The sequence below is a fragment of the Bacillus sp. AFS023182 genome (assembly GCF_002560575.1).
GTDB classification, from domain to species: Bacteria; Bacillota; Bacilli; order Bacillales; family Bacillaceae_G; genus Bacillus_A; species Bacillus_A arachidis.
This window is the reverse complement of the sequence record NZ_NTRO01000022.1, coordinates 18,127-30,570: the sequence shown is the minus strand read 5'-3', so window position 1 is coordinate 30,570 and position 12,444 is coordinate 18,127. Positions and strand designations below refer to the sequence as shown.

Here is a 12,444-nt window from a genome sequence, read left to right as displayed (position 1 = left end):
TAGGTTTAAGCATGAAATTTGTCTAGTGGAGTACAATGGAAGTAAAGACCTTCTTTCCTGAATGGGGTCAAAAAAACTAGTAGAGGAGTGGTTTTCTCTTGAAACCTACGACTACTCGTATGCTAACACGCATTAAATCAATTTATATGTACATCAATGAGAATGGTACGGTAACGACGAAAGACCTTGTAGATGAGTTCGGGATCACACCGCGAACGATACAACGTGATCTGAATGTGTTGCAATTTAATGAACTCGTGTATAGCCCTTGCCGCGGTAAGTGGACAACAACAGGAAAGAAAGTGAGAATGACCTCATAACGAAAACAATTGTATCTAAAATATAATACATACCCCTTTCTGTGAAATCAGAAAGGGGTTCTTTCTATTTTTGGAATCGGTCTCACTCTTGACTCTCTGTTTGAATTTGATACGTTTTTAACATTTCTACTTCTTCATCTGTTAATTCACGGTATTGACCAAGCTCTAATTCTTCATCTAATACTAAAGGTCCCATCTCTGTTCTCTTTAAGTAGACAACTTTTTTCCCAACCGCTTCAAACATACGCTTCACTTGATGGAATTTCCCTTCTGTAATCACAAGCTCGATTTCAGAAACATCGTCACTTTTCAAAATGGTAAGATCGCCCGGCTTTGTTTCATAGCCATCATCTAAAATAACACCTTTTGCAAATTCTTCTATATCTTTCTCTGTTACAACTCCAGCTACGTGTGCATAATATTTTTTCGGCACATGCTTTTTCGGAGATAATAACTGATGCGCTAATTTACCGTCATTTGTTAATAGTAGAAAACCTTCTGTATCAATATCAAGTCTTCCAACTGGAAACGGCTCAAAAATCGCATCTTCAAGTTCTAATAAATCAACAACTGTTTCATGATTGTCATCTTCTGTTGCAGAAATAACGCCTTGTGGTTTATGCATCATTAAATATACAAATTCTTTGTATTCAACAACTTCTCCATGAATTGTAACTTCTTGCTCCTCTACATTCACATGAAACTTCGCATCTTTTACTGGCGTTCCATCAATTTTTACAACGCCATCCTTTAATAATTTCTTTACTTCTTTTCTACTTCCGTATCCCATGTTTGCTAACAATTTATCTAATCTCAATTCTTTCACCTTCTTTATTTATCATAGAAAAGGGGACGTGTATTACGCCCCTTTTGACTTCATCTTTAATTTCAATCTACGACCAAGTTTACGCTGTATCTTTTCTAAAGCTTCCCCGCCAAATACTCTTTCTAGTACTCCTGTGCGGGTTGCTAAAAGTCCGTAAGTAAGGCCACCAATCCCTGCACAAACTGCAACGGTAATAAGTGCACCAAATCGGGTCTCAGGTGAAATCACAAAGGATAGAAGTCCTTGTGATAGTTTTACGACAACGACCATCACAATTGTTAATATTGCAATTTGGAATGTTCGTTTATATACAACACCGAATGAATAGTGTGCATGTTTTCGAATTTGTTTATTCGTATATAAAATAGAAGCTAAGAATCCAATACCTGTTGCTAAAACAGCTCCAATTGTACCGAAGTAACGGATTAAAATCACATTACATAAAAACTTCAAAACAACGCCCATGCCAAGCGCAATAATCGCATGTTTTTGTTGGTTAATCCCTTGTAAGATTGCCGCAGTCACTGTAAATAAAGCAAATAATAACGCAACTGGTGCATACCACATAAGGATTTGTCCACCTAATGGATCCTTTTCATAAAACGCTGTATAAATTGGATACGCAAGCGTAGAAATACCAACTACCGCTGGTAATGTTAAAAACATATTTGCCTGGAATGTTTGCGTAATTTGTAATTTTAAATAACGAAATTGTTTTTCTGTAAATGATTTTGTGATTGCTGGAACAAGCGTTAAACTAAACGCCGTTGCAAGCGACACAGGAATCATAATTAACTTATGCGTCCACATCGTAAAAATACCAAGTGCTCTCTCTGCAATATCCCCTTGTCCAATCGCTTGCATAATAGAGTTAAATGTTAATGTATCAATTTGTTGATATAAAGGAATTGTTAATCCAATGACAACATAAGGAATTGCATATGCAAATAATTCTTTAAATAATTGAAGTGTACTTACTGTTGATTCTGGTACAGTTTGTTCAATTAAATATTGATCGAGATGTTTTTTACGTTTTAACCAGTACCAAATCAACACACCCAGCGCTCCCACAGCTGAAACAAATGCTGCAAAAGTTGCCACTCCAACAGCGGTTGCTACCGAGCCACCTATCACTTTAATAACAATAAAACTACCCGCTAGTAAAAAGACAATGCGGATAATTTGTTCAATAATTTGTGAAACTGTCGTCGGTCCCATTGATTGATGACCTTGGAAGAAACCACGAATTAAACTTGCTGCAGGTACAACAATAAGCGCAAAACTTACGAGACGAATAATCATTGTAACGTCTTCTATATTATTGTGTACACTTTGTTTCCCGAGCATTGCGTGTGCAAATAATGGCGCAGTCATGTAAAGCACTAGGAAGGAAAGAATCCCTGTTGCAATCATCATAACCATTCCCGAACGGAACATTCTCCGGCTCGTTTTATAATCTCCAAGTGCATTATATTTGGAAACAAACTTTGAAACAGCAAGCGGCACTCCCGCCGTTGCAATACTTAAAAAGATTGTATATGGAATGTATCCATACGTATAGAGCGTTCCGCCTTCTGTGCCAACTAATGCATGAAATGGAAAGACGTAAATCATGCCTAAGAACTTAACTAAAAAAGTTCCTAACGTCACAATAAGCGTTCCGCGCAGAAATTTTGAATCGGACATAGATGATCCTCCTACATATATAACGCTGAACTCTAACCTTTGTATTGTACCACAATTTTTCAGAGAAACAGTACCTCACTGAATTTTTCTTTTCTACGAAAACATGCTATTCTTTTAGGCAGGAAATGTAGAAAATGAGGTCGATATACTATGCATTATGATGTGATTGTCATCGGGGGCGGCCCTTCAGGATTAATGGCCGCAATCGGTGCTGCGGAAGAAGGCGCGCGTGTCTTGCTTCTTGATAAAGGAAATAAATTAGGACGTAAACTTGCAATTTCTGGCGGCGGGCGCTGTAATGTCACAAACCGTTTACCACTTGATGAAATTGTAAAACATATACCAGGAAACGGTCGCTTTTTATACAGCGCTTTCTCTATTTTTAATAATGAAGATATTATTACATTCTTCGAAAAGCTTGGCGTAAAGCTAAAAGAAGAAGACCATGGCCGCATGTTCCCTGTATCTAATAAAGCGCAATCTGTTGTTGATGCGTTATTAATACGTCTAAAAGAACTCGGTGTTAAGGTGCGTACAAATACACCCGTTGAAACTGTTGAATATGAAAACGGACAAACGAGAGCCGTTGTACTCCAAACAGGTGAAGTGCTTGAAACAAATCATGTGGTAGTTGCTGTTGGCGGGAAATCCGTTCCTCATACTGGCTCAACTGGAGATGGTTACGCTTGGGCTGAAAAAGCTGGGCATACAATTACTGAGCTTTTCCCAACAGAAGTTCCAATTACTTCAAATGAACCATTTATCCGTGACCGTACACTGCAGGGTCTTGCTTTACGCGATGTAAACTTAAGCGTATTAAATCCAAAAGGAAAAATTGTCATTTCTCATAAAATGGACATGCTCTTTACCCACTTTGGTATTTCTGGTCCAGCTGCTCTTCGCTGTAGCCAATTCGTTGTAAAAACGATGAAAAAATTTAAAATGCGTGCGGTCGAAATGAGCATCGATGCACTGCCAGAAGAAAATAGTGAACAGCTCTTCCAGCGCATGATGAAACAAATGAAAGAAGAACCGAAAAAGGGAATCAAAAATGTGTTAAAAGGATATGTTCCTGAACGTTATTTCCTATTCTTATTAGAAAGAAACGGAATTGACGGTAGCGAACAAGCTGGGCAAGTTTCTCACGAAAAGATTCGCGCACTTGTGAAAGACTTTAAAGAATTCAAAGTAACAGTAAACGGTACACAGCCACTTGAAAAAGCTTTCGTAACAGGCGGCGGCGTTTCTGTTAAAGAAATTTACCCGAAAGAAATGGCTTCTAAATTAATGAATGGCTTATACTTCTGCGGAGAAGTTCTTGATATTCATGGCTATACAGGCGGCTATAATATTACTTCCGCTCTTGTTACAGGCCGGATTGCCGGAACAACTGCTGGGCAAAATGCAAAAGTGCAGTACTAAAAAAGAAACAAGAGGGGATTTTTTCCACTCCTGTTTCTTTTTTGTTGCCTTATGTAGCTTAGTAGCTTTATATTTTATATTGTTGAATATTATAAAGGGGAAAACATATGAGAAAAAAAGTCATGATATCTTTAATGTTAATGACGTTTCTTTCCGCTGTGGAAGGAACGATTGTTAGTACAGCAATCCCTCGTATAACGAGTGATTTATCAGGCGTTGAACTTGTTAGCTGGGTATATGCGATTTATATGCTCGCAACTGCAGTCTCGACTCCAATCTACGGAAAACTAGCCGATTTATTCGGACGTAAAAAAGTACTGCTCATCGGCGCAGCCATCTTTTTAATCGGTTCTGCACTATGCGGAATCGTGACATCGATGGAACAATTAATCTTCTTTCGCGCTCTTCAAGGTATAGGTGCCGGCGCTGTTATGCCAATTACAATGACGATTATCGGAGACTTATATAGTGAAGCGAAAGACCGTGCAAAAGCACAAGGCTGGATGAGTGCTGTTTGGGGCGTTTCAGGTGTTGTTGGACCGCTAGTAGGTGGATTTTTAGTTGATTCTCTTTCTTGGCGCTACATCTTTTTCTTAAACGTTCCATTTGGAATTCTTGCTTGTGCGATGATTGCAATTTCTTACAAAGAGTCAATCAAACCAGCAAAACACCATATCGATTATCCTGGTGCAATCATCTTCTCACTAAGTACAATCGCGTTACTCTATGCACTCTTAACAGGAAGCAGTAAGCAAAACTGGGGCGACATTACAATTATAGGTCTTTTAATCTTTGCGGCTGTTTCATTCCTTATTTTCTTATTCGTTGAGAGAAAATCCCCGGAACCATTAATTCCGTTAACACTTTTCTCTAATCGTACGTTATCAACTGTAAACATCCTAACATTGATTGCTGGCGCTATGATTATTAGTATTACAATGTACCTTCCAATTTGGAGCCAAGGTGTATTAGGAAAAAATGCAACAGAAGCAGGACTTATTCTTATGCCAATTCCTGTTATGTGGACATTCGGTGCAATTTTCTCTGGGAATTTAGTTGGTAAGTTACAAACGAAACAAATCATTTTACTTGGAGCTAGCATTTTATCAGTCGCTACCTTCTTATTATTCACATTATCAATTCATTCACCAGCATTTCTAATTTATGTTGCTGTTGGACTATTCGGCCTAGGAATGGGGCTTATTACACCAATTTATATGGTAACCATACAAGCAGCTGTTCCTGCACATACACGCGGTACAGCAGTCGGCTTAAACACATTTATTAATACATTTAGCCAAACATTAGGTGCCGCTATCTTCGGAACAATCTTTAATACGATGATTCATAAACAAGGAATACAAAACGTGGACCTTATCTCAGGCGGGCACGGCACAGCAAATGTCGTAACAAAATCACAAGAAGCATTAGCTTCTAGTGTCCATGTTATTTATATGAGTACATTTGTGCTCGCACTTCTTACACTATTTATCGGTTGGCTTCTATTAAAGCCTAGCAGTCAGACGGCTGAACAGTAAAAAAAAGGATGATCGCATATAACGATCATCCTTTTCTATTTATCAAGCGTTCATATTTCACAACACTTATTCCTCATTTTCCACCACATATTTCAGCATGGACAATTTATTGTTCCAAAACTGTTCATAATAGGAAAGCCATTCTTGTAATTCAGCTAACGGCTCAGGTTGCAACCTATATATCTTTTCTCTCCCAACTTTTCTTCCGCTTACTAATTTCGCTTCTGAAAGAATGTGAAGGTGTTTCGCTACAGCTGTACGACTCATTGGAAAGTGATCTGTTATTTTAGAAATTGGTAATTCTTTTTCTGTTAATAACCGGAGTACTTCTCTACGGGTTGGATCAGCAATTGCTTGAAAGACATCATATTTCGCTGCTGATGAGGACACTTATCCTTCAACAACCCTTTTCAGTTTTTCATTTACAATCGCTACCCAGCCGCCTGCCATTCTACCCTGAATAACAGAACTTTTCTCGTTTGCTTTCGGAAGAATTGTATCAGGCTGCTTCCATCCACCATGAATAAGAGTAAACTCCGTTTTATCCCCTAAATCTTTCAAAATAAATGAAACGATCCAACCATCTGTATCCCATGAAAAAGATAAACGATAAGGCTCATCAATTTCTAACACCTTGCATGGAGATGGTCCAAAAGGTGATTGTACATGAAACTCATGTCCTACCTTCGGCTCAAAGTCATTTGGCATAAACCAAGACGTAATCCCTTCTGAAGTTGATACTACATTCCATACTTTTTGAATAGGCGCTTCAAAAATAACTGTTTGTTTAATATCTTGTAATGTATTTTGCTGATCCATACTATTTCTCCTTTATATAGGCTGTTACAATATAACACCTTTTGGTTTCACTTTATAATATAACACCTTTTAGTTTCACGTCAAGAGATCTCCATTTGCCTGTTGAGAAATTCTCAACATTTTTTCAACAGGACAAACACCAGTGAAACAGTTCCAGCTAGAAAAGAAAAACTGGCCCTACAATCCATTATAAACACTTTACCAATCCATATAATGTCTACTTAAAACATAAAAAAGAGCTGNNCAGCTCTTTTTTATGTTTTATAGACTACCATCGCCGAGAAACAATAAATTTGATTTTCATCGTCATTAATCGATACACCAACCTGATATTTAATATCTACAAACTGTTCATCATCCAGCTTCTTCAAAAACACATTTACGGAATCTTCTAAGTCCTTTTCATGACTTTCATCAAACACCTTAACGCGGATCATGTTAACACCATCCTAGATCACAGCTCTCCGCCGCTCGATTATTGCCACGGTGCGTATCTATGATGCGATAAAACTTACCATCTTCATATATATATCCGTCTTCTAATACATATTGCTTATCTTCAGTATAGACATAAAACTTACCTATCATAAATTTACTTGTATATAATTCTAAATAATTTGATTTAAATCTTGCTACTACCCTATTCGTAATATCAATTTTAATTGTGCGCCCCACCTTCTCTCCCTCCTTTAAAAAGAACGGATTTAGGTATATTGTATTAACGATTTTGCATTTTATGATTAAAAATGAGTGGATATGCCTCTTATTTTTACGAACAATTATCTTTTACAAAAAACACCCTAAAAATCGCCACAAAACTTATTGACTCGAATGTCATTTTTATGATATTATATAAAATTTGACATTTTTATACACATGTGTTATCATTAAGAGTAGTTACCACATATGGAGGTGGATGATTTGTTTCAAATTGGTGATAAGATTGTTTACCCTATGCATGGAGCAGGAATAGTCGAAGCAATTGAGGATAAAGAAGTGTTAGGACAAACACGTCAGTACTGTGTAATACACATGGTTATTAGTGATATGCAAGTGATGATTCCTGTGGATAAAGTTAAAAGTTCAGGTATACGTTTTGTTGTTGACAAAGATACATTAAACGATGTATTAGTTGATGTTCATAATGGCGAACCTGACCACTCACTCTCATGGAAACAAAGATACAATATAAACATGGAGAAGATGAAAAACGGGAATCTCCTAGACGGCGCTGAAGTTGTTCGTGATTTAATTCACCGCAATAAAGAAAGAGCGTTAAATGCAAGTGAGAAGCAAATGTTAGACAACGCGCGCAGAATTTTAGTTAGTGAAGTTGCACTTGTGCAAGATCTTTCAGAAAATCAAGCAACTGATTTCCTTCAAGATACAATCAATCATTAATATACAAATTTAAAATAGCATTCGGCTATTTTTTTTTGCCTAAACAAGAAAAAGATGTCTACTTACAGACATCTTTTTCTTGTATTATTTACCATTTAACATCACTAACAACTTCTCTTGACTGTACATCCACACTGTAATAATTAAACATGCAAGCGCCACTTCTGACAGTGCCATAAATCCAATTGCATAATGACCTGTTAGTTGGAATAGTAACGTTAATATTAATGGCGGGAAAAATCCTCCTAACCCCCCTAAAGCTGCGACAAGTCCATTTACAACCCCTGCTTGCTCAGAAAAGTACATTGGTACTAGTTTGAAGATTGTTCCATTTCCAATTCCAGCGCAGAATGCGACTAGTAAGCAACCAAATGTATATACGTTCATACTTGGCATAAACGATAAAATAATTCCAGATAATGTGAGACCAATAAATACGAAGATTAAAATTTTAAATGGATTAAATTTATCACCGAGCCAACCACCAATTGGGCGCATAATCGTTGCCAATACGATGAATCCAGCTGTCCGCATACCTGCATCTACTTTTTCAAGTCCGAAATGAGATACTAGGAAATTTGGTAAGTATACTGTAAATGCAACGAATGAGCCAAAAGTTAAGAAATAGAAAATACATAAGAACCAAAGTTTTTCATTTTTGTATACACCTTTTAACTGTTCCATTAATGGTGTGTTCACTTTTCTCTCATTACGATCACCTAGTAAAAAATTCAGAAGTGCGAAAATAGCAAGTAAGATTAAAAAGGATTGGACAGTTGCTCTCCATCCAAATGAAGTCGCAATAACAGGTGCTAAGAAAGATGTAACTGCTGTCCCTGCATTTCCTACACCGTAAATACCATTTACAAAACCGTGACGCTCTTTTGGATAATACTTCGGTAAGGACGTTACCCCTACAGAGAATACAGCTCCGCCAATCCCTGCAAATAAACCGCCAATAATTAAATCCATCATCGAATTCGCAATACTAATATAAAAGACAGGGAATAGTAAAATAATAAAGCTTATAAGGAATAATTTTCTCGCTCCGTAACGATTGGTCCAATAACCAATTGGTATTCGAAGCACCGATCCTAAAATAACGGGTACTGCTGTAACAAGGGAAATTTGTCCTGCTGTTAACGCAATGTCTGCTTTAATAAATGGCATTAGCGAAGATAAAATCACCCATACCATAAAGCCAATAATAAGATTAGAAGTTTGTAAACCTAACTGAAAATTCGGACTTTTCATCCTTTCCGCCTCCTATATTGTTCAATATTTCACAATATGTGTTAATTCCCTCCAGTCTAATCACGTACTTCCGTGATTAGACTGGAAAAAATCAACCACCGCTCACTGGCGGAATCAATGCGACAACATCACCAGATTGTATTTTGTCATCTTCATTTGCATATTCCTCATTGATAGCAACCATAATTTGCTCTGAAACTGCGATATGATGTTCTTTTGCAATCATATCCTTTAATTCTGCAACGGTAATATTTTCACAGTCCATTTTTAGCTCGTTTGTTCCGGCTTCTTCTTGTAAATGCGCAAATAATAATACTTGAATCATTTTCTCATCTCCTTTCCAGGTTCTCCATTTGGATAAGGCGTTTTTTCTAATTGATCACCAATCCATGAATCGCCATCTTCCCAAAACTCTTTTTTCCAAATCGGAACAATTTGTTTAATGCGTTCCATGATGTATTCATTCGCTTCATACGCAGCTTTCCGGTGCGGTGTTGATACAGCAACAACAACGGCGATATCCGAAATTTGAAGTGTGCCGATGCGATGTGTAACCGCAACGTGTGTCCCAAGCCACTTCTCTTTCACTTCATCTCCAATTTTTGCAAGCATTTTTTCAGCCATTGTCTTATAGGCTGCGTACTCTAAATATAACGTACGGCGCCCTTTCGTAAATTCTCTTACAGTACCGGTGAAAGTTGTCACAGCACCACATTCACGGCGAATGACTTTATTTGTAACCTCTTCAATTGAAATTGGTGTATCTACTACTTCATAATACCTATGTGTCATCTTGCACCCCTTACTGTTTGTACGAGCCATTTCATATAAGTTTCTTCCTCTGTTATATGGAAAGTTTTATATGTTTCTCGTAAACCTTCTATGGCGTCATTCCAGGTGATAACCGCCATCACATTTTCTACTTGATTTAATAAAGAAATATCCTCAATTGAACGAAGCAAAACTACCTTTGGATAATTTTCTGTTTTATATCCTTCAATTAAAATAAGATCTATTTCAAAAAACTCATATAATCGAATGATTTCCTGCAAAGACCACTTATCCCGAAGAGAAGAAAGTGATAGTAATCCAGCTCCTTCTACACTGCTAACAATCGCACCCGCTTGCCTATGACGTTCACTATCCTTTTGCGGTACCTCAGGATAGCCCCCATGTCCGTGATGCTTAATTGTGGCAACTTTCATACCTTCATGTGAAAAAGCTTCAATCAATTTCTCAGTGAGCGTCGTTTTGCCGCTATTTTGATAGCCGACTATTTGTAAGATTGGAGCGGTTCTGCCCACGGCCACTCACTTCCTTGGCTTGATTCTAGTAATAACACTGAAACTATCATTCCAGCTTCAAATCCTCTTGTTCCTCCTGGTAGTACAATTAAAGCGTTGCTTTCCGCAAGAGAAGAAATTGCGCTTGATTTGTCGAGTCCTACTGGCATAGCTTGTAGCTGGCCATTCATAAACTCTGCCTTTCCCCTTACAAATCGTGTAAACGGATTTGCCTTTGGAAAATCTTTCTGTAATACGGCATCTGTACGATATGCATGTGGTTCTTTCGCATGAAGGAATGTTTGCATAACCGGATGAACAAGTAATTCAAATCCGACATAACAAGCGGCCGGGTTACCGGATAACCCAAACAACAGCTTCCCAGTTACTTCAGCTACAGTCGTTACACTCCCTGGTCGCATCGCAATTTTATTAAAAAGAACATTGGCATTTAATTTTTCATAAATCTCAGGCAAGTAATCATAATCACCTACCGAAACACCGCCCGTTGTAATCAATATATCCACTTCATCCAGTGCCGCTTTTACAGCTTCATAGCAAACCTCTAAATCGTCAGCAAGTTGCCCATAATATTTGACTTTCCCGCCGGCTTTAGTGATTTGAGCTGCAATCATATAAGAATTACTATTTCTAATTTTTCCTGGCTGAAGTGGTTCATGTACTTCTAACAATTCACTTCCAGTTGTTATAATCCCAACTACAGGCTGTTTTATCACGTTTACTGAACTATAGCCAAATGTAGCTAAAAGCGCCGCTACACCAGGGTTAATCTTCGTGCCTTTTTTCACAAGTATTTGATTTTGTTTTACATCTTCACCTTTAAATGAAACATTATCACCAGCTTGAAAAGAACGTTTTAACTTCATATATGTTTTTCCGTTTCTTTCAAATCCTTCTGTCAGCTCCAACATAACAACTGCGTCGCAATCTTTTGGAATCGCTGCCCCGGTCATAATCCGAACTGCCTCGAAGCTCTTTACTTCATCTGTAAAAACAGAACCAGCTCCGATTTCTCCTATCACTTCAAACTCAATCGAATGATTTTGACTCGCCTCTTTCGTATCTTTTGCTCGAATCGCAAATCCGTCATAGGGAGAACGATCAAAATGAGGGACATCATGATCTGCTACAACATCTTCTCCAAGAATTTTCCCGTAGCTTTCGGTAATAGAAACTTTTTCTGTTTCACCTTGCTCAGCATACCTCATCACCCTCGCTACTGCTTCAGCAACTGGAATTGGTACTCGTTTTTCTAACATTGTTTTCACCCCATATTTGCAAAATATCACATCTTGATTACACTTTATATTGTACAATGCTAATCATAATAGCAATTACTTCAAGGAGGAATCCCATGTCTTCATTCACTCACTTTAATGACCAAGGCCGTGCAAAAATGGTCGATATTAGCGATAAAAAAGTAACAGTGCGAACAGCAATTGCTCGTTCTAGCATCTTAGTTACAAAAGAAATTTATGATAAAATCTCCCGTAATGAAATTGGTAAAGGCGATGTATTAGCCGTCGCACAAATTGCTGGTATTATGGCTGCAAAACGCACTTCTGATATTATTCCGATGTGCCACCCTTTACTTCTAAAAGGAGTAGATGTCTCCTTCGACTGGGAAACAGCGAAAGAACAATATCGTCTGCTTATTGAAGTAAAGGTCAAAACAGAAGGTAGTACTGGCGTTGAAATGGAAGCTTTAACAGCAGCTTCTGCGACCGCTCTTACTGTGTATGATATGTGTAAAGCTGTTGATAAAGGTATGATTATCGGCGAGACATATTTACTTGAAAAAACAGGCGGGAAGAGTGGAGACTACGCGAGAAATCCACATTCCTAATCCTTTGAACCTAAAGGTTTTCCTTTAG

At 37.8% G+C, this 12,444-nt stretch carries 16 protein-coding genes; 5 read left to right on the top strand and 11 right to left on the bottom strand.

What is annotated here, in order from left to right; all coding sequences use genetic code 11:
• The first annotated feature begins 98 nt into the window (after positions 1–98).
• Entirely contained in the window at positions 99–320 is a 222-nt protein-coding gene (locus CN288_RS11215) for a DeoR family transcriptional regulator (protein WP_000805512.1), read from the top strand.
• A gap of 82 nt (positions 321–402) precedes the next feature.
• Here CN288_RS11215 and CN288_RS11210 read toward each other — a convergent pair whose 3' ends face one another.
• Together CN288_RS11210 and CN288_RS11205 are read right to left on the bottom strand one after the other, a co-directional pair.
• Positions 403–1,137 (bottom strand): pseudouridine synthase, encoded by a 735-nt coding sequence (locus tag CN288_RS11210; RefSeq protein WP_090688000.1) that lies wholly within the window; start codon positions 1,135–1,137, stop codon positions 403–405.
• Positions 1,138–1,179: 42 nt separating this feature from the next.
• The gene (locus CN288_RS11205; RefSeq protein ID WP_098302282.1) at positions 1,180–2,832 is read right to left on the bottom strand and encodes a putative polysaccharide biosynthesis protein; all 1,653 of its coding nucleotides are present in this window, start codon (positions 2,830–2,832) and stop codon (positions 1,180–1,182) included.
• A 150-nt stretch (positions 2,833–2,982) separates the two neighbouring features.
• Here CN288_RS11205 and CN288_RS11200 point away from each other — a divergent pair, with 150 nt between their 5' ends.
• Together CN288_RS11200 and CN288_RS11195 are read left to right on the top strand one after the other, a co-directional pair.
• Entirely contained in the window at positions 2,983–4,254 is a 1,272-nt protein-coding gene (locus CN288_RS11200; RefSeq protein WP_098302281.1) for an NAD(P)/FAD-dependent oxidoreductase, read from the top strand.
• A 107-nt stretch (positions 4,255–4,361) separates the two neighbouring features.
• Complete coding sequence (locus tag CN288_RS11195; protein WP_026593738.1) at positions 4,362–5,792, top strand: MDR family MFS transporter; 1,431 nt, start codon at positions 4,362–4,364, stop codon at positions 5,790–5,792.
• A gap of 66 nt (positions 5,793–5,858) precedes the next feature.
• Here the strand turns inward: CN288_RS11195 and CN288_RS11190 are convergent, their stop codons facing one another.
• The 4 genes from CN288_RS11190 to CN288_RS11175 form a co-directional block, all read right to left on the bottom strand.
• A complete protein-coding gene (locus CN288_RS11190) occupies positions 5,859–6,182 on the bottom strand; it encodes an ArsR/SmtB family transcription factor (RefSeq protein WP_090688010.1) in 324 nt (107 codons plus the stop codon).
• On the bottom strand, positions 6,183–6,611 hold the full coding sequence (locus tag CN288_RS11185; RefSeq protein WP_090688013.1) for an SRPBCC family protein: 429 nt from the start codon (positions 6,609–6,611) through the stop codon (positions 6,183–6,185).
• A gap of 254 nt (positions 6,612–6,865) precedes the next feature.
• Positions 6,866–7,048, bottom strand: a complete 183-nt coding sequence (locus tag CN288_RS11180) for a sporulation protein Cse60 (RefSeq protein ID WP_026593741.1) — start codon at positions 7,046–7,048, stop codon at positions 6,866–6,868.
• A 1-nt stretch (position 7,049) separates the two neighbouring features.
• The gene (locus tag CN288_RS11175) at positions 7,050–7,286 is read right to left on the bottom strand and encodes a DUF2553 family protein (protein WP_090688015.1); all 237 of its coding nucleotides are present in this window, start codon (positions 7,284–7,286) and stop codon (positions 7,050–7,052) included.
• Between the two features lie 231 nt (positions 7,287–7,517).
• Between CN288_RS11175 and CN288_RS11170 the strand changes: the two genes are divergently transcribed.
• Positions 7,518–8,012 (top strand): CarD family transcriptional regulator, encoded by a 495-nt coding sequence (locus CN288_RS11170; protein ID WP_170833606.1) that lies wholly within the window; start codon positions 7,518–7,520, stop codon positions 8,010–8,012.
• 84 nt (positions 8,013–8,096) lie between these two features.
• Here the strand turns inward: CN288_RS11170 and CN288_RS11165 are convergent, their stop codons facing one another.
• The 5 genes from CN288_RS11165 to CN288_RS11145 form a co-directional block, all read right to left on the bottom strand.
• On the bottom strand, positions 8,097–9,266 hold the full coding sequence (locus CN288_RS11165; RefSeq protein ID WP_098302280.1) for a nitrate/nitrite transporter: 1,170 nt from the start codon (positions 9,264–9,266) through the stop codon (positions 8,097–8,099).
• Between the two features lie 91 nt (positions 9,267–9,357).
• Positions 9,358–9,591: a molybdopterin converting factor subunit 1 gene (gene moaD, locus CN288_RS11160; protein ID WP_026593745.1), complete on the bottom strand. Its 234-nt coding sequence runs from the start codon at positions 9,589–9,591 to the stop codon at positions 9,358–9,360.
• Positions 9,588–10,058, bottom strand: coding sequence for a molybdenum cofactor biosynthesis protein MoaE (locus CN288_RS11155; protein ID WP_026593746.1), 471 nt, complete (start codon positions 10,056–10,058; stop codon positions 9,588–9,590). Before CN288_RS11155 ends, moaD begins: the two co-directional genes overlap by 4 nt.
• The gene (gene mobB / locus CN288_RS11150) at positions 10,055–10,576 is read right to left on the bottom strand and encodes a molybdopterin-guanine dinucleotide biosynthesis protein B (protein WP_026593747.1); all 522 of its coding nucleotides are present in this window, start codon (positions 10,574–10,576) and stop codon (positions 10,055–10,057) included. The genes CN288_RS11155 and mobB overlap by 4 nt, the downstream gene beginning before the upstream one ends.
• Positions 10,540–11,829 carry a molybdopterin molybdotransferase MoeA gene (locus CN288_RS11145; RefSeq protein ID WP_098302279.1) on the bottom strand — a complete coding sequence of 430 codons (1,290 nt, stop codon included), beginning with the start codon at positions 11,827–11,829 and terminating at the stop codon, positions 10,540–10,542. Before CN288_RS11145 ends, mobB begins: the two co-directional genes overlap by 37 nt.
• A gap of 95 nt (positions 11,830–11,924) precedes the next feature.
• On the opposite strand from CN288_RS11145, the gene moaC reads away from it, so the two are divergent.
• Positions 11,925–12,416, top strand: a complete 492-nt coding sequence (gene moaC / locus CN288_RS11140; protein ID WP_026593749.1) for a cyclic pyranopterin monophosphate synthase MoaC — start codon at positions 11,925–11,927, stop codon at positions 12,414–12,416.
• Positions 12,417–12,444: the final 28 nt, after the last annotated feature.